This is a genomic window from Xanthomonas sp. NCPPB 3761 (assembly GCF_041475705.2).
In the GTDB taxonomy this organism is placed as follows: Bacteria; Pseudomonadota; Gammaproteobacteria; order Xanthomonadales; family Xanthomonadaceae; genus Xanthomonas; species Xanthomonas phaseoli.
The window spans coordinates 1,221,925-1,246,261 of sequence record NZ_CM191262.1 but is presented as its reverse complement, the minus strand read 5'-3'; the positions used below and the strand labels follow the sequence as shown (position 1 = coordinate 1,246,261).

Here is a 24,337-nt window from a genome sequence, read left to right as displayed (position 1 = left end):
TCAGTGCGCGCCGCAGCGCGCTGCGATGGACGCGTCTGCCACGCGCCGCATTGCCTGCGTTGCGCGCCCCAGGCAATAACACAACCCGTCTTGACGATCGATTCCATGGGCCACGCCAAAGAACTGCACGACATCACACCCGGCGACGACGTCGCCACCGATCCGTTGCGTGATCCGGCGCTGTACATCAACCGCGAGCTGTCGCAACTGGACTTCAACTTCCGGGTGCTGGCGCAGGCGCTCGACGAGCAGGTGCCATTGCTGGAACGGCTGCGCTTCCTGTGCATCTCGTGCACCAACCTGGACGAGTTCTTCGAAATCCGCGCAGCTACCGTGCGGCACGCACAGGAGTTCGGGCTGCCGCCGGCGCCGGACGGGCTGAGCCCGACCGCCATCCTCAACGCGGTGCACGATCGCGCCGCCAAATTGGTTGAGCAGCAGTACCACGCGTGGAACGAGGTGCTGCGGCCGGCGATGGAAGACGCAGGCGTTGCCGTGCTCAGCCGTTCGGCATGGACCGCGCGCCAGAAACGTTGGCTGCGTGCGTATTTCCGCAACGAGATCATGCCGGTGCTGTCGCCGCTGGGCCTGGACCCGGCGCACCCGTTCCCGAAGATCCTCAACAAGACCTTGAACATCGTGGTGGTGCTGGAAGGCCAGGATGCGTTCGGGCGCGCCGGGCATCTGGCCATCGTGCGCGCACCGCGTTCGCTGCCCCGCATCATCCAGCTGCCGGCAAGCCTGTCGCCGGAGGGCACGCAGAGCTTCGTGTTCCTGTCCTCGGTGTTGTCCGAATTCGTCGACGAGCTGTTCCCGGGCATGCAGGTGATGGGCTCGTATCAGTTCCGCGTCACCCGCAATTCCGAACTGGTGGTGGACGAGGAAGAAGTCGAGAACCTGGCGCTGGCCCTGCGCGATGAACTGGTCACGCGCGGCTACCGGCCAGCGGTGCGACTGGAGATCGCGCACGACTGCCCGGCACCGATCCTGCGCACCTTGTTGCAGAATTTCGGCCTGAACGAGAACGCGGTCTACCGCATCGCCGGGCCGGTCAACCTGAGCCGCGTCACGCAGGTCTACGACCTGGTACAGCGCCCCGAACTCAAGTACCCCTCGTTCAATCCGCGCACCTTGCGCGACAGCGAGGGCATCTTCGAGATCGTCAAGAAAGGCGATGTGTTGCTGCATCACCCCTTCGATGCGTTTACCGCGGTGCTGGACGTCATCCGCCAGGCCGCGGTCGACCCGAACGTGCTGGCGATCAAGCAGACGCTGTACCGCACCGGCAAGGATTCGCTGATTGTCGATGCGCTGATTCTGGCCGCGCGCAACGGCAAGGACGTCACCGTGGTGGTGGAGTTGCGTGCGCGCTTCGATGAAGAAGCCAACCTGGGCCTGGCCGACAAACTGCAGGAAGCCGGCGTGCAGGTGGTCTACGGCGTGGTCGGCTTCAAGACCCACGCCAAGATGCTGCTGATCGTGCGCCGCGAGGGCCGCAAGCTCAAACGCTACGTGCACCTGGGCACCGGCAATTACCACAGCGGCACCGCGCGCCTGTATACCGACATCAGCCTGATCACCGCCGATGCCGAAATCGGCAACGACGTGCACATGCTGTTCCAGCAGTTGTCCGGGCTTGCGCCGCGCATGAAGCTGGACCAGTTGCTGCAGTCGCCGTTTACGCTGCATGCCGGCGTGTTGAAGCGGATCGATCGCGAGACACGGCTGGCCCGCAAGGGTCGCCCGGGCCGCATCATCGCCAAGATGAACGCCCTCAACGAACCGCAGGTGGTGCGTGCGTTGTACACGGCGTCGCAAGCCGGGGTACAGATCGATCTGATCGTGCGCGGGGCCTGCACGCTGCGCCCCGGGGTGCCAGGGGTGTCCGACAACATCCGCGTACGTTCGATCGTGGGCCGCTTTCTGGAACATAGCCGCGTGTACTGGTTCGGCAACGACGGGGCCGCCGAGCTGTACTGCGCCAGTGCCGACTGGTTGGAACGCAATCTGCTGCGGCGGGTGGAGACCTGCTTCCCGATCCTGGAACCGGACCTGGCCAAACGCGTCTACCGTGAGGTGCTGCAGAACTATCTGGACGACAACGTCAGCGCGTGGGAGCTGGACGCCGAGGGCGTGTACCACAAGCGCACGCCTGCCCCGGGCGAGCCGGCGCATTCGGCGCAGATGACTTTGCTCGAGCGGATCTGAGCGCTCATTGCCGCACGCCAGGTGGCAAGCCGCTTGCGCAGGCATGCGGCATGCCCATTACGGCGACTGACCGTCCGCTTCCAGCGCTTGGCAATACCGATCGCGTGCGCGGTCGGCTGGGCGCACGCACGGCCTCTCACGTGGCCAACAGCCCATCGGCTACCATGCGGCCATGCCAATGCCCTCCCCCACGATTCCGCCCCTGCGCGATGGCGATTTTCTTGCCGCCATCGACCTAGGCTCCAACAGTTTCCACATGGTCATTGCGCGCTACCTGATGGGTCAGCTGCGCGTCGTCGATCGCCTGCGCGAGACCGTGCGCATGGCCGATGGCCTGGATGGCAAAGGTGGGCTCTCCAACGAAGCGCGCCAACGCGCATTGGAATGCCTGGCGCGTTTCGGCCAGCGCATTCGCGACGTGCCTTCGCTGCGCGTGCGTGCGCTGGCGACCAACACGGTGCGTCAGCTGCGTTCGCCGCAAGCGTTTTTGATGCCGGCCGAAACCGCGCTGGGCCATGCGATCGAAGTGGTCAGCGGGCGCGAGGAAGCACGCCTGATCTATCTGGGCGTGGCGCATGCGCAACCGCCCAAGCCGGACCAACGCCGGCTGGTGATCGACATCGGAGGCGGCTCGACCGAGTTCATCATCGGCCGCGGGTTTCAGACGCTGGAACGCGAGAGTCTGCAGGCCGGATGCATTGCCAGCACGCGGCGGTTTTTTCCCGGCGGCAAATTGTCCAAGAAGAAATGGAAGGACGCGCTGACCGAGATCGGCGCCGAGTTCCAGCAGTTCGCCGGCCAGTACAAGGCGCTGGGCTGGCATGAGGCGATCGGCTCGTCCGGCACGCACAAGGCCATCGGCGAGATGTGCGCGGCGATGAAGCTGACCAAGGGCGCGATCACCGCGCAGGCGCTGCCGGCGCTGCGCGAGGAGTTGCTCAAGGCCAAGCGTATCGAAGACATCCAGCTGCCCGGCCTGGCGGCCGAACGGCGGCCGATCATCGCCGGCGGCATCCTGGTGCTGGAAGCGGCGTTCCAGGCGCTGGGGTTGGAGAAACTGATGGTCAGCAAGGCGGCGATGCGCGAAGGCATCCTGTACGACATGCTTGGCCGCGGCGGCGAAAACGACCCGCGCGACAGTTCGGTGACCTCGCTGATGCAGCGTTACGGCATCGACGAAGTACAGGCGCAGCGCGTGGAAGCGACCGCCTGCCGCCTGTTCGACCAGGTCTGCGAATCCTGGCAACTGGATGGCGACGATGCGCAGGTGCTGCGCCGCGCCGCGCGCCTGCACGAGCTGGGGCTGATCATCGCGCATAGCCAGTACCACGTGCACGGCAGCTACATCCTGGAGCATTCGGATATCGCGGGTTTTTCGCGACAGGAACAGCAGGTGCTGGCCTCGCTGGTACGCACGCACCGGCGCAATGTGCCCAAGACCGCTTTCGATGCATTGCCCGACCGCCTGTTGCTGCCGACCCGGCGCAAGGCCGCACTGCTGCGACTGGCGGTATTGCTGCACCGCGCACACGAGGCGGACCCGATTCCGACCCTGGAACTCACCGCCGACGACACCCGGCTATCGCTGATCCTGTCGCAAAGCTGGATCGACTCGCGCCCGCTGCTGCGCGCCGACCTGATCGGCGAAGTCGAGAGCATGGCCGGGCTGGGAATTGCGTTCAAACCGTTTGTGACCTGAGGCCTGCGGCCTCAGGCGGAAATCGGGAATCGGGAATCGGGAATCGGGAATCGGGAATAGTCCGCCACGGGGCTCTTAGAAGTTTCTGACTGGTGTTGATGGCGCCAAACCGAAGCAGCACGCTGCCTTTGCGATTCCCGATTCCCGATTCTCCATTCCCGTCACAGCTGTCACCGCCACGTCTTATCGGCGTAACATCAATGCCATCGCACTCCCGGAAGCTAGTCAAAACGGGAGAACGGGCATGCGCTACGCGATCGTTACCGAAACCTACCCCCCCGAGGTCAACGGTGTTGCGTTGACCGTGCATGGTCTGGAAACCGGTCTGCGTGCGCGTGGACACCAGGTAGATGTGGTGCGGCCACGCCAGAGCGCCGATACCGCGCCGACCGATGCGCTGCTGGTGCGTGGCGCCTCGTTGCCGCGCTACCCGGGATTGAAATTCGGCCTCCCGGCGACGCAACGCCTCGTCCGTCATTGGCGCAGCACGCAACCGGACGCGATCTATGTGGCCACGGAAGGCCCGCTGGGCTGGTCGGCAATGCGCGCGGCCCGCCGGCTCGGCATTCCGGTCGCCACCGGCTTCCACACCCGCTTCGACGAATACCTGCCCGACTACGGCGCTGCCTGGCTGCAGGGCACTGCGTTGCGCTGGATGCGGCGCTTCCACAACCAGGCCGATGCCACCCTGGTGCCCACGCGCGAGCTGCAGCAGTTTCTGCGCGACGATGGCTTCGAGCGCGTGCAATTGCTGGCGCGCGCGGTGGATAGCCAGCAATTCGATCCGAGCCGTCGCGATGTCGCATTGCGCGCCGATTGGGGCATCGAAGGCGAAGGCTTTGCCGCCATCTATGTGGGGCGTATTGCCAGCGAAAAGAATCTGCCGCTGGCTGTACGCGCCTTTCGCAAACTGCAGCAGATCCGCCCGAAGGCGCGTTTCGTCTGGGTGGGCGATGGCCCGGCGCGCGAGAAGCTTGCGCACGACAATCCGGACTTCATTTTCTGCGGTGTCCAGCGTGGCGATGCATTGGCGCGTCACTTCGCCAGCGGCGATCTGTTCCTGTTTCCCAGCCGCAGCGAAACCTTCGGCAATGTGACGCTGGAAGCAATGGCCAGCGGCGTGGCGACGGTCGCTTTCGACTACGGCGCGGCCCGCGAATATCTGCGCAACGGCCATACCGGCGCGGCGGTGGACACCGACGAGGCCTTTATCCAGGCCGCCGTCGCGCTGACCGAAGACGACGCACTGCGCCAGCGCATGGGCACGGCGGCGGCGCAGGCGATGAAGAAATTGCATCCGGACAATGTGGTCTCCGATTTCGAAGCCTTGTTGCTGGGAATCAGTGCTGCACGGGGGCGTTATGTCGTCAACGCGGCTTGAGGTCTTGCGCGGTCACGAAGCGCGCTGGTGCCGACGCGCCAATCTGTGGTGCCGGCGCAACCCGGTACGGCGTGTCTTCGCCACCATCAGCCGGCTGGGCGACGGCGTGTTCTGGTACGCCTTGATGGGGTTGCTGGTGGTGCTCGACGGCATGGACGGCGTGCGTGCATCGGCGCACATGGCCGCCACCGGCGTGCTTGCATTGACGTTGTACAAGGCGCTCAAACGCTGGACCCGGCGTCCGCGCCCGTATGCGGCGGACGTGCGGATTCGCGCATGGGTGGCGCCGCTGGACGAGTTCAGTTTCCCCTCCGGCCATACCTTGCACGCGGTGTCCTTCAGCATCGTGGCGCTGGCCTACTACCCCTGGCTGGCCCCCTTGCTGGTGCCGTTTTCGGCCGGCGTGGCGCTCTCGCGGGTGGTGCTGGGGCTGCATTATCCCAGCGACGTGCTGGCCGCCACGCTGATCGGCGTGCTGCTGGCCAGCCTGTCGCTGTGGGGCTTGCCGGTGGTGCTGGGATAAGCGCTGGGGGTTGCGTGATGGCGGCTCGCTGACAGGTAAGCGTAACGGCAAACGGACAGCGACCAAGACGCTGCCCAGTCAGCAGCAAGACCTCTTCGCTTCATCCTTCTCCCTTCGGGACATTGGCCATCTTTGTGGGGGAGAAGGGGCCGCGCAGGGGCCGATGAGGGTACCTTCGAAGCCTCATGCACTCGCCGTCGATGGGTGTTTTCGCAAACGCCGAGAGAGCCCCAGCGCAGCATTGCGACTCCAGCGCGTGGCTTCGCCCCGTACCCTCACCCCCACCCCTCTCCCGCAGGGAGAGGGGATCTTGTACTGACGGTACGCGGGGATCTTGCGCTGACCGTACGCGGTGAACTGATGGAAGGTTGCCCACCCACGCGCATGCCCCACGGCGCGCGCGGCCTGCAGGACGCCTGAATGGCGATCGCCAGCCTGCGGTGTCGTTGCAAGTTGGCACACCAAGCGCCGCGAAGCTGCAATGCTTCTGCGATTCCCGATTCCCGATTCCCGATTCCATTCCCGATTCCCGCCCCGCGCTGCCGCCGTACAATGGCGCAATGACGACCCTGTTCATTTCCGACCTGCATCTGGATCCGGCCCGGCCGGCGATCACCGAGTTGTTCCTGGAATTCCTGCGCACGCAGGTCCCCGGTAGCGACGCGCTCTACATCCTGGGCGATCTGTTCGAAGCCTGGATCGGAGACGACACCCCGTCCACCGCCGCCGATGCAGTGGCGGTGGCCCTGCATGCAGTGGCAGGTTCCGGGGTGCCGGTATTCTTCATGGCCGGCAACCGCGACTTCCTGGTGGGCGAAACCTACGCGCAGCGGGCGGGCTTCCGGATCCTGCCCGACCCCACCGTGATCGATCTGTACGGGCACACCACGCTGCTGATGCACGGTGATTTGCTGTGCACCGACGACACGGCCTACCAGGCCTTCCGCGCGCAGACGCGCGACCCGGTGTTCCAGGCGCAGTTCCTGGCCCAGCCGCTGGCCGCGCGCGTCGCGTTCGCGCAGCAGGCGCGCGCGGCAAGCCAGGCGCGGCATGCAGAACTCAAGCAGGGCGACCAGTCGCGCTTCGAAACCGTCACCGACGTCTCGCCGGCCGAAGTGGAAGCCACCTTCGTGCGTTACGGCCTGGATCGGCTGATCCACGGCCACACCCATCGCCCTGCCATCCATACCCTGCAGGCCGGTGGTAACACCTGCACGCGCATCGTGCTGGGCGACTGGTACGAGCAAGGATCGGTCTTGCGCGTGGATGCCGATGGCGTGTCGCTGGAGCAGTTGGCGTTGTAACGCGGCCGATCCACCTGCCGTGCCTGCCATGGCAAGGCGCAGCGACGCAGTGCTGCACGCAAGGCACACCGCAAGACCGAAAGCGCGCCTGAGGCCACAGACGCGCGGCGATGCAACGATGGATCAACAGCGCTTGCCGATCGAGGCGCGCAGCATCGTCAGGCGTGCCAATCAATGATCGCGCTGCATTACTGCAGGCTTCGCGCACGCTCGGCGTAGTCGACAAAATCGGCATTCACCACGTCGTACCACAGCAGCGTGCCATCGGCCTGCACGCGGAAACGGTCGCGTACCGGGCTGGTCTGCGGGTCGCCAGGACAGCTGTCGCCATGGCGCTCGCGCACCGCAAAATCGAACGTGTCCGGCGCAGGCGCATCGCCGTCCTCGGCCATGATGCTAATGCAGTTATCCGGGTACACATGGTCGCCCTGCAAGCGGGCTTCGAGCGCCTGCAGCGCGCGGGCTTGCGCGTCGTCGCTGGGGGGCGGCGCCGGTGCGCTCACGGCAGGTTGGGGTTGCGTGGCGACAGGGTCGGCCGGTTGCTGCTTGCATCCGGCAACCGTCAGCGCGGCCAGGAACACGAGCGCGTGGCGCAGGGACGTGGACATGAGAGCTCCGCTCGACAGGACAGGGCCGGCAGTCACCGGCGATGCCTATAGTCTGCGCGATCCATGCGCGCAGGTGTAGCTGAAAAAGCCCGGCACTTGCGGTGCCGGGCCGGGCTTGGATCGGTCAGCAGACACTCAACGGAAGGCGGCGATCGTGGCCTTGGTGTTGACCAGCACCCGTTGGTTGTCGGCGGTGCTGGCATTGCCCATGGGCACGCCGTTGTAGCTGATGTTGGGGTTGGACCAGTAGTTCAGGCGCGGGCAACCGCTGGTGCAGTCGTAGGCCATGATGGTGCGCCAGCTGTTGCCGTAACGGTAGCCGTGGCCATACGCGTACGGCGAGGTGCTCGGGTCGTTGGTGGCGTCGTGGCGTGCGCTTTGCAGATGCCCGATTTCATGGGCGAAGCTGTAGTAGCCGGTGGCGCAATTCCAGTACACCGACGCAAATGCACTCGCGGCGTTAGAGCCGATCCCCGACGCCAGGCCGCAGTAGCTGCTGTTGTCCAGCACGATGACTCCCACATCGGCCGTGTAGGTGTTGCGGCTGGTGTGGATGCTGTCCATGTAGCCGTCGTTGGTCACGCGGAAACGCTGCAGGTCGGTCGTGAAGTTGCCGGTCTCGGTGTAGCTGATGGTCTCGTAGCGCGCCAGCTGCAAGGTGATGCCGACATTGCTGTTGATGTAGCCTGGTTAGCTTCGGCCACCGCCAGTTGCACCAGCGATTGCATGTTGCCGCCGTAAGCGGTCACGGCCTTGTTGGTGGCCACCACCAGCACGCGAATGGTGGCCGGGCTACCTGATGAGGCGGCAGCAGCCGTCACGCGTCCATCGCCGGGCATGTCGAACTTCGGCAGCAGGCTGTAGTCGGCCGGATGCTCCTGCGGCATGCGCTGCTCATCCACCTGCACCAGCACGTGGCGGCCATCGGCCAGCGGACGCAGGCGGTAGAGCTTGCCGGCGTAGCGAATCGTGCCGGTCACGGTGTCGCCGCTGCGCACCAAGATGGCCGAGTTCAGCGGGTCCACGCCAGACAGCGTGCGTGCGCGGGTGCCGGCACGCGGACCGAGATTGCCGTACCACACGCTGTCGCCATCCTCCAGGGCATCGACCTTGGCCTGGGTGGCGGTGATGGCCTGGCCATCCAGCTGCAGTTCCAGCAATTTTTCCGAGGCGGTCACCGCGCCGGCGTCGAGCTGAACCACCTGCGCGTTGGCAGTGGACGGGGCGCTCAACAGGCGTTGCAGCGAAGGTTCGGCTGCAGCGGTAGCGGTGGCACTGCGGCTCAGCGCAGGGCCGGTTTGATACAACGGCTTGCGGCAGCGGCGGCCGAGCCGGCCAGGCACATGGCGATCAGACCCACCGTGGTGCACATCGACTTCGACTTCATCGTCTTTCTCTCCTAAGACATGAAAGTTACGGATGTGAAACACCGGACCCCTGTCCCCGGGACGCCATTAGGGCGCGTTTGACCGTACCGAATGCAAGTTGTTGCAACGGAAAATTATGTTTCTGTGATGTTTACCCATCCCTGGATGCGATTCCAGCAACTCTCGAACGGGAACCAGCGCACAGTCCTACGGAGCGCGCGTTCGGAAGCAGCGTGTCAAACCAGCACAGGCCATCTTCCCGGACAACGCGGCGATCCTGCGTCGTCATACAGATCGATGCGCTTGGACGTGACTGCGTCCGCCACGCGATGGATGCGTCGATCCTCGCCTGTGTTGCAGGACACCGTGCCGCCTCGGCGTCGGCGTCGGTGCAGATGGCGAGCGCCGCCACGTCGTCATGCGCGGCGCAGCGTGCATCGATGCCCGCCCCATCGGCCATGGGCGTTGACGGTGCGCCCCAATCTGTTGAACGTGACGCGGCGTGGGTGGCGTCATTGAAATCTGCGCACGCATGCGTCAGGTAGATCCACGACACAGGCCGCGAACGCAAATTCGCAGCTCGCATGCAGGCCACGCTCAGCCAGCCTGCTCCACCAGGTCGGCTAGCTCGTCCTCGTCGAAACCGGCAAGCAGGCGCGCCTGCAGATTGAACGGCCCATGCAGATAGCCGCCGGCGTATTCGCGCAACAGAGCCTTGAACCGTGCGCGCGGCTCGACACCGGCCTGCTCGCAATACCAGCGGTACCAACGCGAGCCGGCGGCCACGTGCGCCACTTCTTCGCGCAGGATGGTTTCGAGCACCTCGGCCGTGGCAGCGTCGCCGAGCGAGCGAAGCTTGACGATCATCGCCGGTGTCACGTCCAGGCCGCGCGCTTCGAGCACGCGCGGCACCAGCGCCATGCGCGCCAGGCCGTCGTGTGCCGTCTTTTCGCACATTTCCCACAACCCGTTATGCGCGGCGAAATCGCCGTAGTCGTGGTCGTGCGCCTGCAATCGTGCGCGCAGCAACATGAAGTGGCGCGATTCATCGTCGGCCACCGCCACCCAATCGGCGTAGAACGCCGCGGGAAGCCCGCGAAAGCGGTACACCGCATCCCACGCCAGATCGATGGCGTTGAGTTCGATGTGCGCAATGGCGTGAATAAACGCAGCGCGCCCTTCCGGCGTGCCCAGTCCACGGCGCGGCAAGTCGCGCGGATGCACCAGCAGCGGCGCCGGCGGACGGCCTGGCATGCGGATCGGCGCAGGCGCAGGCGCCGCCGGATCGAGCGTCAGGACACCTTCGCGAAAGGCGGCTGCGTAGTGCTGGGTCAGCGCGACTTTCTGTCGCGGGTCGGCCTGGTCCAGGCACAGGCGCGCGGCGTCGAACAGATCCGCGCTTGCAAACGGATCGCTGCTCATGCCGTTGGCCGGACGGGGCAATGGCGCGCTGCAGACACCGATTGCGCTTGCACGCGTTCGGCCGCAGGCCACTGCCCGTTGTGCGGGCGCGCACCCTCGAGCGTGTGGATGGCTGCAGCGTTTTGGTCGCCACACCCTGCCGACGCCATCCGCACGCCTACCAGCGCGGCCAAGCGGCCGCCCCGCCTCGGTGACTCAGGCGCGGCGACGCTTCTTGGCATCGTCCGAGCGCAGCTGCTGGATGCGTTCGAAATACCCCGGCTCGATGCCGGTGATGTATTCGCCGTTGAAGCACGAGGAATCGAACTGCTTGATGTCCGGGTTACCTTCGCGCACCGCCACTTCCAGGTCTTCCAGATCCTGGTAGATCAGCCAGTCGCAGCCCAGGAACTCCTGGATTTCCAGCTCGCTGCGGCCATGCGCAATGAGTTCTTCGGCCGCCGGCATGTCGATGCCGTAGATGTTGGGGTAACGCACCGGCGGCGCGGCCGAGGCCAGGTACACCTTGCGTGCGCCAGCATCGCGCGCCATCTGCACGATCTGCCGGCTGGTGGTGCCGCGCACGATCGAATCGTCCACCAGCAGCACCACGCGGTTGCGGAATTCCAGGTGGATCGGGTTGAGCTTGCGGCGTACAGATTTCTGGCGTTCGCCCTGCCCCGGCATGATGAAGGTACGGCCCACGTAGCGATTCTTGACGAAGCCCTCGCGGTATTTCACGCCGAGCACGTTGGACATCTCCAGCGCCACATCGCGCGAGGTGTCAGGGATCGGAATGATGGTGTCGATGTCGTGGTCCGGGCGCAGGCGCAGGATCTTTTCGCCCAGCTTCAGGCCCATGCGCATGCGCGCCTTGTGCACCGAGATGTTGTCGATCATCGAATCGGGACGCGCGAAATACACGTACTCGAAGATGCATGGCGCGTTGTTGGTCGGCGCGGCGCAGACTTCCGAGAACAGTTCGCCGCGCGCGGTGATCACCAGCGCTTCGCCCGGGCGCACATCGCGCACGCGCTGGTAGCCGAGGATATCCAGCGCTGCCGATTCGGAGGACACGATGTATTCGGTGCCTTCGGCATGCTCGCGCTTGCCCAGCACCAGTGGGCGGATGCCGTGCGGGTCGCGGAACGCGACCAGGCCCAGGCCCAGCACCACGCTGACCACCGCGTAGCCGCCCTTGCAGCGGCGGTGCACGCCGGCCACCGCGCGGATCGCCGCTTCGGGGGTGAGCATGCGCTGCGCGTCCAGCTCGTAGGCGAACACGTTCAACAGCACTTCGCTGTCCGAATCAGTGTTGATGTTGCGGCGGTCGGCTTCGAACACCTGCTGGCGCAACGCCTCGGTGTTGATCAGGTTGCCGTTATGCGCCAGCGCGATGCCGTAGGGCGAATTGACGTAGAACGGCTGCGCCTCGTCCATGCCTTCCGAGCCTGCGGTCGGGTAGCGGCAATGCGCGATACCGACGCGGCCTTCCAGCACCGCCATCTTCTTTTCGTCGAAGACGTCGCGCACCAGGCCATTGGCCTTCTGCACGCGCAGGCGCGTGCCGTCTGCGGTGGCGATGCCTGCGGCGTCCTGCCCACGATGCTGCAGGACGGTCAGGCCGTCATACAGCTGCCCGGCGACGTTCTGGTTGCCGACAATACCGACGATGCCACACATGGTGCGCGTTCTCCGCTTCGGCTTGCGCCGTTACTGTGAAGGTGGCCGTGCCTGGCCTTGGGATTCGACCCGAGCCGGGTCGCTTTCTCCGCCGCGAACCTGCGCCGGATCGATGTTGGCCGGCATCGCCTGCGTCGGATCGCGTCCGTCGCCAGCCGTCTTGCCGGGTTTGCCAAGCGCACGGGTGATGGTGTCGCTCAGCCCGGAACCGCCAAGTGCCTTGCCCAGGTCCGTATTATCGCCTGCCGAAGGCAACTTCCCCAACTCCGTGGGCAAGTTGCCGAGTTCCATTGATGGCATCTCCATCGATGGCATTCGCCAGGCCGGCAGCTGCGCCCGCATCCAGCCCGCGCCCGGCTGCAGCATGGGCAGCAGCACCGACTGGCGCCATGCCGGCTCGCGCGGCAGCGGGGTGAAGCCCATCAGCAGTACCAGCATACTGGCCAGAAACGCACCGCGCACCACGCCCAGGCCGAACCCGAGCATGCGGTCGGTGCCACCGAGCTTGATCGCATCCACGCCCGCGCGGATCACCATGCCAATCACCGCCACGCTGATCAGCACGCCGACGAACACCATGGCGTAACCGCCGAACGATTCGGTCGCAGACGGATGCTTGCCATCGGCCAGCCAGCGCGCGGCCGCGCCGCCGAACATGAAGGTGGCCCAGCCGGCCAGCAGCCACGACAACGTGCCCACCACGATCGCGACAAAGCCACGCAGCAAGCCCAACAGGGCCGACACCAGAATGATGACGCCCAGCACCATGTCGATCATGGGCAACTTCTCCGCGTGGCGCGCGCGCCGTGAGTGCAATTGGGCTCGGTCGTCATTGCCCTCCCCTCCATGGGTGCGAGGCGTTCGAAAATCCAGCAGCTGCGGGCGCGCAGTGCAGGCAGTTGGCAGACACGTGACGGTCCACAGGTAGTGCAGTGTACGAGCGGCTGCCACCTGCGCGGCGGCCGCGCTTGCTTGCGGCCGGCATGGCGGTTACGGATGCGGACGCACCATGCCGGAAATACCGACCTTGGCTGCCACCTGGGCACGCAACTGTTCGGCATCGCTGCGATTGGCGACCGGGCCGACACGCACACGGTTCAACGCGCCCTTGTCGGTCCGCACCTGTTCGACGAAGGCGCTGAAGCCTGCGGCGCGCACGCGGTCGCGCAAGGCATCGGCGTCTTCGGCACGACCGAACGCACCCAGCTGCACGGCAAACCCGACTGCACTGGCCGCAGGCGCAACCGGCGCGGTGGCCACCGGCTTGGCAGGCTCGGGCTTGGCGGCAAGCTCCGGCTTGGCGGCTGCAGGCGTAGGGGTTGCAGGCTTGGCGACCTCGGGCTTGGTCGGCGCGGGCTTGGCCACTTCGGCGGGCTTGGGCGCGGCGACCACCGGTTTGGCGGGCTCCGGCGGCAGGCTTTCGGTCTTGGTCGGTGCGGTGGTGCCGGCGGTAGCGACGCTGCTGCCGGGTTTGGCAGCAGGTGCAGGCACCGGCGCGCTGGCGACGGGGGCCGGCGCAGCGGCGTTGGCATCCAACGTCACCACCTGGGCGTTGACGTCGCTGCGCACCTTCACTGCCTGCAGCCGGGCCGATTCGGCCTGGGCCTGGTCGGCATACGGCCCCACGCGCACGCGCCAGGCCGGGCGGCCGTTGATCTGGGTCTTTTCGCTGAAACCGGGCAACTGCGCCTGCTTGAGCCGTGCAATCACCGCGTCGGCGTCGGCGCTGGTGGCGTATGCACCGAAATTCACAGCGTAGTTGCCGGCAGCCACTTCCGGAGCCGAGGGCGTGCTGGATGGAGCGGCCAGATCGGCGGCGTCGGGGCTGTTCTGCACCGGCGCCGGCGCGCCGGCCATGCCCAGCGCGCCACCGGCCGGTGCATTGCCCGGAGTGACCAGCGGCAATTCGCGGGTTTCGAACTCGCCATTGGCGGGCGCTGCGGGCGCCTCGAGCGGCACGTCGGCCACACCGCTCGACGGCGCGGGGCCCTTGACCAGCATCGGCAGGAAGATCACGGCAAGCGCTACCAGAACGATGGCGCCAATCAGTCGCTGTTTCAGAGCAGTATCCACGGAAGAGACGAGAGGCGGCGTGGCGGGGTGCCGCGGCGATTATAAGGCCGGCGCCACCCCGACGACCTCAGCGGGCTGAATGAAGTGCGTCAAGCGCGTCGGCCACGGTGTGAAACGAGCCGAACACCAGCACGCGGTCGCCGGGGCTGGCCGCGTCCAGGACCGCGTGCACTGCGCTGGCAACATCGCGATGACACGGCGCCTGGGCGGCGGCACTGCCTTGCAGCCGGGCCTGCAACGCCTGCGCCGATTGGCCGCGTGCGCCTTCCAGGCCCGCCAGCGCCCAGTGGTCGATCTGCGCAGCGACTGCCTCCACCACGCCCAGCACGTCCTTGTCGGCCAATGCGGCGTAGATCGCATAGGTGCTGCCGGCATGCGCCTGCGCACCGAGCGCGGCGGCCTGCGCGCGCGCGGCCTGCGGGTTATGGCCGACGTCCAGCAATATCTGCACGCCATCGACCTCAAGCCGCTGCAGTCGTCCGGCCACGTGCGCGTTGCCGATGCCCTGCGCCCAGGCCGCGCCGGGCACGTCCACCGGCAGTGCCTGCAATGCGGCGATCGCGGCAGCGGCGTTGGCCAACTGCACCGGCGCGTGCAGTGCCGGCATCGGCAGTTCCAGTGTCACGGCCACATCGCGCCAACGCCACTGCGGCGCATCGGCTTGCGGGCTCTCGGCGTGCTGTGTGTCGATCGGCTCGAAGAAATAGTCGATCGGCTCGAAGAAATAATCGCTGCCGGCACGGATTGCATTGGCACCGAGCTGGTAGGCGCGACGCAGCACGCTGGACGGCGGGTCGATCTCGCCCAGCACCACCGGCTTCCAGGCGCGGATGATCCCGGCCTTCTCGGTGCCGATGGCCTCGCGGTCTTCGCCCAGCCAGTCGGTGTGGTCGATATCCACGGTGGTGATCACCGCCACATCCGAATCGACGATGTTGACCGCATCCAGGCGCCCGCCCAGGCCGATTTCCAGCACCGCCAACTCCAGCGCGGACTGCTGGAACAACCACAGCGCCGCCAGCGTGCCGAACTCGAAATAGGTCAACGCCGTGTCGCCGCGCGCTGCTTCGACCGCCGCAAACGCCGCGGCCAGCTGCGCGTCGCTGGCCTCTTCGCCATCGATACGCACGCGCTCGTTGTAGCGCAGCAAATGCGGCGAGGTGTAGGCACCCACCTTCCAGCCGGCGGCGCGACCGATCGCCTCGATGAAGGCCACGGTCGAGCCCTTGCCATTGGTCCCGCCCACGACGATGACGTGCTTGGCCGGCGCGGCGATCTGCAACCGCGCAGCCACTTCGCGCACGCGCTCCAACCCCATCGCGATGCTGCTGGGATGCTGCTGCTCGATGTAGGCGAGCCAGTCGGAGAGAGAGTGGGTTGCGTTCATGGGGAGAGCCGCGCAGAGAGGGGCACATTATCGCCATTTGCGCCTGCGCAACGCACGCCACCTCGGTGCTAGAGGCATCGCAATGCTTGGTCAGATCGATGCACGGGATGGGGCGCCATCAGTTCGCACAGGCGGCATGCCTCGCGTGACCTTGACGGATGTTTGGAGCGACCGACGACACTCTATGGCAGAGACACCACTTGCCAGAAAAGCCACGCGTTCAATCACTCATTGCGGCCCGTGGATCTCGGTGACCCGCGCACCCAGGACCGAGCGCTGCCCTCTCAAGGTGACCGCGATCGACTGCTCTGGGTAGCGCAGGTACAGCTCCTCCTTGATGCAAAGATGATCTGGAAATGCATGCTCCATCGGACCACCGCGCAATTGATATGCGCAAAAATCGCTCTTCCACTGATGGTGGGTCTGCATGACATATGCCTGCTCAAACGTCGTCCCCACCAGCAATGTCACCCCCAAGGGGATGGCTTTTGCCAGAAACAGCCAGGAGAGAAAGCCCATCATTACCGGCATCCCGACGAACATAAACACTCTAAGGACGCGCCCGCCGCCTTCCGTGTCTGTCGGTCGACCCAAGCGGCGGTTACGTCTACGCAGCACCACCGTGAGTGCGAGACCCATCGCCAAGGCCGGCCACTTCCAATAGCGCTCTTGAAGGAACTCGACGGGGATAAATGTGGCGAGCAGGCTCGGCGGAATCAGCCCGAGCATCACGAAGATAGAGGCAACCTTCATCAAAGCGAACAGCTTTGGTCTCACCGAACTGATCCTTCAGAGAAACGCACAGATGCGCAGGCTGTGCAGCGGCTGGCAAACGCTGGAGCGCGGGACCAGACAGCCCTCTTCAAACGCGCAAACTTGAAGATGACGCATGCATTGCAAGCAGCGATGCATGGAAATCCATCTCGAGCATCCGAATGTTGGCAGCGTGAGGACTGCAGGAATTCTTCCTGAGCGCAACACGCCACGCCAAGGCTACAACGCCCGATGCTTTGCCTCACCAAAGAACGGTGTGTGGTGCGCACAGTCGTTGAGTCGCACCACTTCGAGATGCTCCACGTCATCGCCTTCGAGCAGGTTCAGCGTGGTCGGGGCCTGGCGGAAGCTCCATAGCTTGGACAACGGCAGGCCCAGGATCTTGCACAGGATCACGCGATTGACCGCATCGTGCGCAACCACCAGCAAGGTGCCGTCCGCGCCCAGCCCATCGGCAGCGCGCACCAGGCCGCGCCAGCTGCGATCGAGCACCTGACGCAGCGATTCGCCACCCGGCATCAACACCGTATCGGGCTCTTCGCGCCAGGCGCGCAGACGTGCCGGGTCCTTGTCGTTGATCTCGCTGGCCAGCAGGCCTTCCCATTCGCCGTGCGCAATTTCCTGCAGGTCGGCATCGGTCTGCAGCAGCGCTGCGCGCGCAGCGCCCAATGCGGCCTTGGCAGTGGCCTGCGCGCGCGACAACGGCGATGCCACCGCGCGGTCGATCTGCAGCGTGTGCAACCGTTCGCCCAATGCGCGCGCCTGGCCTTCGCCGACGGACGAAAGCGGAATATCGATCTGGCCCTGGTAACGGCCTTCGGCGTTCCACGGCGTCTCGCCGTGACGAGCAAGCAGGATGCGCATGCGCTGGGAGTTCCTTGGGGGAGGGGCCCGCTCGCCGCAGCGAAACGGGACCGCATGATAACCCCTGCCGCCCCCGCGCCGGCTGCCGGCGTCAGCGCATGCCGAGCTCCTGCAACAGCTGTGGCGCCGGAGCGACCTCGGTCATGATCCAACGCAGATAGCGGCTGTCCACGGCAATCATGCGGGTCATGGCCGGGTCGAAGATCCAGTTGCTGCTCACCGATTCCCAATTTCCGTCGAACGCCAGGCCGACCAGCTTGCCCTGCGCGTCCATCACCGGCGAACCGGAGTTGCCGCCGGTGATGTCCAGGTCCGACAGGAAATTGACCGGCACCGAGCCCAGGCGCTTGTCCTCCAGCCCGGCGTAGCGCCTGGCCTTGACCGCATCCAGCAGGGCCTTGGGCGAATCGAACGGATCGGCGCCGGTCTCCTTGGCGGCCACCCCTTCCAAGGTGGTGAATGGCGTGTAGGCCACGCCATCTTTCGGGACGTAACCCTTGACGTTGCCGAAGGTGATGCGCAGCGACAGGTTGGCATCCGGATAGACCGCCTCGCCCCGGCTCTTCCTGTAGTCGGCCAGGGCTTGCAGATACACCGGCCGCGCCTTGAGCTGCTCGCCGGTACGCAGTTTGTCTTCGCGCTCGATCTGCAACAGGGCCGGGGTTACCGACACGGCGTACTGGATCGCCGGATCGGTGCTGGCTTCAAAGGCGGCCCGGTCGGCGGCAAGCCACGTCAGCCGCGCTTGCGTGCTCCCCAACACCGTGCCATCGAGCTTGCCCACGGCCGCCTGCACGGCCGCCGCATCGCGACCGCCCAACCACCGGTCCAGCGCGGCGATGCGCTGGGTGGCCGGCAGCTTCAGATACTGGCTGAGCCAGTACTGTTGCAGCTGACGATCCATGGCCGGCACGTAACGGCGCTCCATCTGCTTCATCGTCGCTTCGATCGACGGCAGGTCGCGGTCCTGGTACCCGGATTCGCGTTGCGCATTGGGCTTGGCACGCTCCAGCGCCAGCCGGTACAGCGTTACCGCGGCGCCCACCGTTCCGGTGGAGTCGAACTGGCGCAGCACGAAGTCGCGCTGTTGCGTGGCCTGGGTCTGCTTGAGCAGCTTGACCAAGGTGTCGTGCGCGGCAAGCGCTTTGCGCCCGCCCGCACCCTGCCCCTTGAGCCAGGCCAGCACCGCCGCTTCGTCGGCCTGCTTGGTGGCCTGCGCATTGATGCGCTTGAAACCTTCCAGTTGCCCATCGAAGTTCTTGGCGGAGTTATTGAGGCTGGCCACGGTGCTGGCGTATTTCACCTGGATGTCGGGATCGTGCTTGCCCGCCTGTTCGATCAGGCCGATCACGTCCTTCAACTGCTGGCCGACCACCGGGTAGGTCCAATTGGCGGTGTTGTCGAATTCGGCGGCCAGCGCGTAGCGATTGGTGCGGCCCGGATAGCCGGCCACCATCACGAAGTCGCCGGCACCCAGCGGCTGGTCGGCGAATTTCAGGAAGTGCTTGGGCTGGTAGGGCACATTGTCCTTGGCGTAGGCGGCAGGCTTGCCGTCCTTGCCGACATAGGCGCGATAGAACGAGAAATCGCCGGTATGGCGCGGCCACATCCAGTTGTCGATGTCGCCGCCGAACTTGCCCACGCTGCCGGGCGGTGCATAGACCAGGCGCACATCCTTGATTTCCAGGCTCTTGAACAACCGGTAGGCGTTGCCCCCGGCAAAACTGAAGAACTGGCAGCGGTAACCCGGCTGGGCTTCGCAGGAGGCGATCTGCTGCTTGCTGAAATCCTCCAGGGCCAGCGTGCGCTTGAGCGCGTCCTCGCCTGCAGTGGCCATCGCTGCCTTTGCCGGTGCCGTGACGTCGGTAATGGCATCGAGCACGTAGATACGCGCGCTGGGACCGGCGCTGAGCTCGTCGGCTGGGCGTGCGGCGTTGAACCCGTCCTTGATCAGGTTCTTTTGCGCGGTGGAGTTGAGCTGGATCGCGCCATAGGCACAGTGGTGGTTGGTGACGACCAGCCCCTGCGGCGAGACGAAGCTGGCGGTGCAACCACCCAGGGCGACCACCGCTCCCATCGGGTCTCCGGTCAGGTCGGCCAGCTGCTGCGGCGAAAGCCGCAAGCCTGCTTGCTGGGGGGGCCCGGCGATCTCGGGCAGTTGTTGTGGAACCCACATCCCCTCGCCCGCTTGTGCAGACGAAACGACAGCCAGCGTGACCAGCACGGAAACAGCGAACAGGTTTGGACGCATCGACAGCCCCACGGGTTATTTTCGTTACAGTGTAACGCCAGCATTCGCTGGCAAACCCATGACCGATGGCAGGGCCGGCGGGTGTTCTCCGCGCGCGCCCGTTTGCCGCGCAGCAGGCGCCAGCGGATTCGCCTGCAGCGTACCGCGGCCGAGCGCCGGCCTAGACGCGACCGAACGCGGGGTCGCTGCGGCTGGGTCTGCCGGTTTCCAGGTGCCCGGCCAGCCGGCGGCGGAAGGCGCTGCCCGGTTGCTCCACCACCAGGTCGTACCAGTGATCGCTGGCGGCAAGCGCCAGGCGAATGGTCTCGCGCTGGCCTGCAGCCAGCGGCAAGGTGCGCGTACCTGGGTCTGCGTAGTCCAGCGCACGCAGTTGCACGGTGCAGGCGCGCTGCCCGGCATTGCCGATTTCCAGCACCAAGGCGTCGCCCTCCTGTCGCGCCTCCACCCATGGCGCTGCCGAGGGCGCAGAGGCACTTGGCACCTGCCCGGCGAACTCGCGCAAGAAGCCATTGGGCCCGTGCACGCGCAACGCGTACGCACCTTCGTGCGTGGCCCCAACCGGCATATCGTCCAACTGCGTGCCGGGCAGCACGGTGTAATACCAGGGGCCGCCACTGGCCGCGCTGCTGTAGACATTGAACGCCGCCGCTGCCGCGCCGCTGTTGACGAACTGCAACTGCACGGCGGCGCCCTCTTGTACGCGTGCATGCACCTGCAAGGCATACGGCAATGCGCGCGCCGGCCGTTGCCCCGGTTCCTGCCGCGGCATCGTTGCGGCGGCAGGCACAGACGGTAGCGGCTTGTCGCGCACGGCAGCGGTACGTGCGCGATAGTCGTCGACCGACGGCAACGCGCTCAACGCCGAATCGTCCGGTTTGCGGAAGTCGAACACGCTGGTGAGATCGCCGCTGACCGCACGCCGCCACGGGCTGATGTTCGGTTCGGCCACGCCGAAGCGGCGTTCCAGCAGACGCAGGACCGAGGTGTGATCGAACACCTGCGAGTTGACCCAGCCACCACGCGTCCAAGGCGAGATCACCAGCATCGGCACGCGAATGCCCAGGCCGATCGGCACGCCATCGTAGACCTCGCCACGCGTGTCGACATTGCTGCGCCCCATGCGTGCGTCCAATGCCGGCAACGGCGCGGGCACGTGATCGAAGAAGCCATCGTTCTCGTCGTAATTGATGATCAGCGCCGTCTTGGCCCACACCTCTGGATTGGCAGTGAGCGCATCGATCAGACGCGCCACCAGCGACTCGCCATAGGCAGGCGGCGCTTCGGGGTGTTCGCAATACGCGGTGGGCGGGATGACCCACGACACCTGCGGCAGGCGATTGGCCTGCACATCGGCAGCGATCGCGGCGACCAGATGCTCGGCCTGGGTGGTGGCGGCGTTGTCCGCGGTGGAACCGGGCACGCACGCACGTGCACGCCGGTACCGTTCGTCGTCGGTGCGCAGATCGCGATAGTGCGAAAAATACGCCAGCGAGTTGCAGCCGAAGTTGTCGTATTCCTGATACACGCGCCAGTCCACGCCGGCAGCCTGCAAGCGCTGCGCGTACGTGGTCCATTGCAGTGCTGCGTAGCCGGGCTTGTCGCGCGCCATGTCGGCGGTCCAGTTGCCATCGTCGTCATTGGTCACCGCCTGCGCGCCGACGTTACCCACGCTTGGGCCGCTGGTACCGGTGAACAGATACATGCGATTGGGGTTGGTCGGCCCATGCAGCGAGCAGTAATAGCCATCGCAGATGGTGAACGCGTCGGCAAGCGCGTGGTAGTACGGGATGTCGTGACGCTGGAAGTATCCCATCGTCAATTCGCCCTTGTACGGTACCCATGCATCGTATTCGGCCCAGCGTGCCGGGTCCTGCCCGTGAGCGGCCTTCCAGGAATGATCCAGACTCTTGATCAAGGGCGCGCAGGTATGTTGCGAATCGAACGCGAACGGCAGCAAGCGTCGTCCATCGGACGTGGGTTGACTCCATACCGGATGGCCATCGCGCAGCTGCAGCGCGCGCGGATCGCCAAAGCCACGCACGCCGCGTAGCGCGCCGAAATAATGATCGAACGAGCGATTTTCCTGCATCAGGATCACCACATGTTCGAGATCGCGCAACGTGCCGGTCCGCGAGTTGGCCGGCAGCGCGAGCGCACGGCCGATCGAAGACGGCAAGGCGCCGGCAGCAGTAAGCGCAGCGACGCGCTTGAGGAAATCGCGACGCGAAGAGGAAGGCGTCATGGCGGCAGAACCTGCAAAAAAAAGTAGTGCTTTTGTCACCGCGCAGCGCGGATGGACACCACACGTATAGCGGGCGAGCACGACAGTTTTGCGACAGCGACCGTCATCAATGTTTCATGAGCCGTTGACACCCTGCGTCGCGAAACGCCGGCTTTGCACCGTGCGTCCGCCCTCAGCCGTGGCCGAACAGGACTCCCCCATGACTTCCGCTCGTCGCTTTCATGTCACTCCGCTGGCGCTTGCCCTGGCAACGCTGCTTCCCGTCGTTTCGCAGGCCGCCTCGCCGGCTGACCCGGTTGCCGTTGCTCCGGCAGCGGAGGCAGCCACCCCTGTAGCCGACGCCGCCAATGCAACGCAACTGGATGCAATCAACGTGGTGTCACAAGGCAGCACTCGCCAGGTGCAACGCATCAGCCAGCAGGACATCGAGCAGCTGACGCCCGGTAGCAGCGCGTTCAAGGCGGTGGAAAAACTGCCTGGGGTGCAGTTCCAGTCTGCCGATCCATTCGGCACCTACGAATGGTCCACGCAGGTGACCCTGCATGGCTTCGACCAAAGCCGCCTGGGGTACACGCTCGATGGCATTCCACTGGGCAACATGAGCTATGGCGTGACCAATGGCCTGCACATCACGCGCGCCATCATTTCGGAAAACCTCGGTTCGGTAGAGATTGCGCAAGGGGCAGGCGCGCTCGGCACCGCCTCCAACACCAATCTCGGCGGCACCATGCAGTTCTACTCGGCCGACCCACAGACCACGCCCGGCGCGCGATTGGTGCAGACGGTGGGCAGCGATGCGACGCGCCGCACCTTCGTGCGCGCCGACACCGGCGATCGCGATGGGCTGTCGGCGTATCTGTCGTATGCCAATGCCAGCACCGACAAGTGGAAGGGCTATGGTGATCAGACATCCGAACAGGCCAATCTCAAGACGGTATACCAGTGGGGCGACGGCAACCGCCTGCGCCTGTTCGTCGATACCTCGCGGCGCAAGGAATACGACTACATGGATCTGTCGTTGACCAGCCAGCGCGTGCTCGGCTGGGACTACGATTACCTGCAACCGGATTGGGCCACCGCCGTGCAGATGGCGCGCGCCTACCAGAACACCGGCGCCACCAGCGGCGTGGCCAACGGCTACCCGCAATCGCTGGCCGGTCTGCCCAGCGACTACAGCTGGCTCGATGCCAGTTATTACGCCGGCGGCGGACTGCGTCGCGACAACCTGGCAGGCCTGTCGGGCACGTTTGTCTTCGGCGGCGCCACGCTCGATGCCAGCGGCTATTACCACGGCAATCGTGGCGAAGGCCAATGGGTGACGCCGTATGTGCCCACCTCTGCACAGGTTCCTTTGTCGATGCGCACCACCGACTACGGCCTGGATCGCTTCGGCGGCACCACCGCATTGAAATGGTCGTGGGGCAATCATGATCTGGAGGTGGGCGCATGGGCAGAAAACGCGCGCACCACGCAGGGCCGCAACTACTTCGCGCTCGGCAACGAAGGTTACACCTCGCTCTACAACGTGTACGAAGCACAGACCCCGTTCCGTCGCGACTTCCTGCAGCGCTACACCACGCAAACCCGCATGTTGTATCTGCAGGACACCGTGCGCCTGCTCGATGATCGCCTGACCCTGAATTACGGCGCAAAAGCGCTCAACACCACGACGCGCGCGCAATCGCTGGTGCCGACCACCGCGCTGGCACAGGGCCGCATTCGCGCCGAAGATAATTTTCTGCCGCAGGTGGGTATCAACTACAAGCTCGACGAACGCCAAGACCTGTACGCGTCCTACAGCAAGAACATTGCGGCGTTCGGCTTCACCCCATTCGCCACCTCGCAGGCCGCCTTCGACCGCAGCCGCTCCACGCTGGAGCCGGAACAATCGCAGACCGTGCAGGCGGGCTACCGCGTGCAGGACGAGCAGTTCCAGCTCTCGGCCGACGCCTACTTCACCAAGTTTTCCAACCGCCTGCTGACCACCTCGCCGTGCACCGCGGTGCAGACCTGCGCGGCGATCCTGAGCAACGTTGGCGCGGTGCACAGCGCCGGTGCGGATCTGGCGCTGATGTGGCGCCCGACCGAAGGGCTGAGCTGGTTGAACTCGTTGTCGTGGAATCGCTCGCGTTACCAGGACGATTACCTCAACAACGGCGTGGTCGCCACCTCCGGCAAGGACGTGGTGGGCATCCCGGCGTTGATGTTCTCTTCCAGCGCCAGCTACCAGATCGGCAACCTGCGCCTGGATCTGGACGGCAAGTACGTGGACAAGCGCTACATCACCTTCCTCAACGATTCGCAGGTGCCGTCCTACTGGCTGTTCAATGCCGGGGCGCGTTACGACTTCGGGCGTGTCGGCGGGGTGGCGGATGTGGCGCTGGCGCTCAACATCAGCAATCTCACCGACAAGCGCTACTTCGCCAGCACCGGCACCAACGGCTACGTCGCCTCCGATCCGGACGGCTACAACCAGACCATGGTGGTCGGCGCACCGCGGCAGTACTTCATGAGCCTGGATGTGAAGTTCTAAGTAGCGCTGCATCCCCTGAAAGCGCCCTCATCCGGCGCT

At 65.5% G+C, this 24,337-nt stretch carries 16 protein-coding genes and 1 pseudogene; 6 read left to right on the top strand and 11 right to left on the bottom strand.

All coding sequences use genetic code 11. The annotated features are described in order from the left end of the window. Positions 1–105 precede the first annotated feature (105 nt). From ppk1 to lpxH, 5 genes are all read left to right on the top strand, one after another. Positions 106–2,208, top strand: coding sequence for a polyphosphate kinase 1 (ppk1, locus tag ACCQ00_RS05445; protein WP_017158111.1), 2,103 nt, complete (start codon positions 106–108; stop codon positions 2,206–2,208). A gap of 178 nt (positions 2,209–2,386) precedes the next feature. Beyond that, positions 2,387–3,907, top strand: coding sequence for an exopolyphosphatase (gene ppx, locus ACCQ00_RS05440; RefSeq protein WP_180301572.1), 1,521 nt, complete (start codon positions 2,387–2,389; stop codon positions 3,905–3,907). A gap of 244 nt (positions 3,908–4,151) precedes the next feature. After that, positions 4,152–5,288 (top strand): glycosyltransferase family 4 protein, encoded by a 1,137-nt coding sequence (locus ACCQ00_RS05435; protein ID WP_039571861.1) that lies wholly within the window; start codon positions 4,152–4,154, stop codon positions 5,286–5,288. After that, complete coding sequence (locus ACCQ00_RS05430) at positions 5,269–5,811, top strand: phosphatase PAP2 family protein (protein ID WP_011050667.1); 543 nt, start codon at positions 5,269–5,271, stop codon at positions 5,809–5,811. Before ACCQ00_RS05435 ends, ACCQ00_RS05430 begins: the two co-directional genes overlap by 20 nt. A 560-nt stretch (positions 5,812–6,371) precedes the next feature. Then, the gene (gene lpxH / locus ACCQ00_RS05425) at positions 6,372–7,115 is read left to right on the top strand and encodes a UDP-2,3-diacylglucosamine diphosphatase (RefSeq protein ID WP_007973708.1); all 744 of its coding nucleotides are present in this window, start codon (positions 6,372–6,374) and stop codon (positions 7,113–7,115) included. Between the two features lie 188 nt (positions 7,116–7,303). On the opposite strand, the gene ACCQ00_RS05420 is transcribed toward lpxH, so the two are convergent. From ACCQ00_RS05420 to ACCQ00_RS05370, 11 genes and pseudogenes are all read right to left on the bottom strand, one after another. Beyond that, entirely contained in the window at positions 7,304–7,723 is a 420-nt protein-coding gene (locus ACCQ00_RS05420) for a hypothetical protein (RefSeq protein WP_007968939.1), read from the bottom strand. 135 nt (positions 7,724–7,858) lie between these two features. Next, positions 7,859–9,110 (bottom strand): annotated as a pseudogene (locus tag ACCQ00_RS05415) (zinc-dependent metalloprotease). Between the two features lie 577 nt (positions 9,111–9,687). Next, positions 9,688–10,533 carry a ferritin-like domain-containing protein gene (locus tag ACCQ00_RS05410; RefSeq protein WP_017156249.1) on the bottom strand — a complete coding sequence of 282 codons (846 nt, stop codon included), beginning with the start codon at positions 10,531–10,533 and terminating at the stop codon, positions 9,688–9,690. Between the two features lie 174 nt (positions 10,534–10,707). Beyond that, positions 10,708–12,174, bottom strand: a complete 1,467-nt coding sequence (purF, locus tag ACCQ00_RS05405; RefSeq protein WP_003483730.1) for an amidophosphoribosyltransferase — start codon at positions 12,172–12,174, stop codon at positions 10,708–10,710. 30 nt (positions 12,175–12,204) lie between these two features. Next, positions 12,205–12,951 (bottom strand): CvpA family protein, encoded by a 747-nt coding sequence (locus tag ACCQ00_RS05400; protein ID WP_039571852.1) that lies wholly within the window; start codon positions 12,949–12,951, stop codon positions 12,205–12,207. 213 nt (positions 12,952–13,164) lie between these two features. After that, positions 13,165–14,247 carry an SPOR domain-containing protein gene (locus ACCQ00_RS05395; RefSeq protein ID WP_039571850.1) on the bottom strand — a complete coding sequence of 361 codons (1,083 nt, stop codon included), beginning with the start codon at positions 14,245–14,247 and terminating at the stop codon, positions 13,165–13,167. A gap of 67 nt (positions 14,248–14,314) precedes the next feature. After that, complete coding sequence (folC, locus tag ACCQ00_RS05390; RefSeq protein ID WP_039571848.1) at positions 14,315–15,634, bottom strand: bifunctional tetrahydrofolate synthase/dihydrofolate synthase; 1,320 nt, start codon at positions 15,632–15,634, stop codon at positions 14,315–14,317. Positions 15,635–15,862: 228 nt separating this feature from the next. Continuing rightward, entirely contained in the window at positions 15,863–16,411 is a 549-nt protein-coding gene (locus ACCQ00_RS05385) for a hypothetical protein (protein ID WP_039571846.1), read from the bottom strand. Positions 16,412–16,627: 216 nt separating this feature from the next. Beyond that, a complete protein-coding gene (locus ACCQ00_RS05380; RefSeq protein WP_039571843.1) occupies positions 16,628–17,272 on the bottom strand; it encodes a histidine phosphatase family protein in 645 nt (214 codons plus the stop codon). A gap of 91 nt (positions 17,273–17,363) precedes the next feature. Next, complete coding sequence (locus ACCQ00_RS05375; protein WP_372354138.1) at positions 17,364–19,448, bottom strand: S46 family peptidase; 2,085 nt, start codon at positions 19,446–19,448, stop codon at positions 17,364–17,366. A gap of 235 nt (positions 19,449–19,683) precedes the next feature. Further along, positions 19,684–21,765 carry a phosphocholine-specific phospholipase C gene (locus ACCQ00_RS05370; protein ID WP_372354078.1) on the bottom strand — a complete coding sequence of 694 codons (2,082 nt, stop codon included), beginning with the start codon at positions 21,763–21,765 and terminating at the stop codon, positions 19,684–19,686. Positions 21,766–21,874: 109 nt separating this feature from the next. On the opposite strand from ACCQ00_RS05370, the gene ACCQ00_RS05365 reads away from it, so the two are divergent. Then, a complete protein-coding gene (locus ACCQ00_RS05365) occupies positions 21,875–24,298 on the top strand; it encodes a TonB-dependent receptor (protein ID WP_080950359.1) in 2,424 nt (807 codons plus the stop codon). Positions 24,299–24,337: the final 39 nt, after the last annotated feature.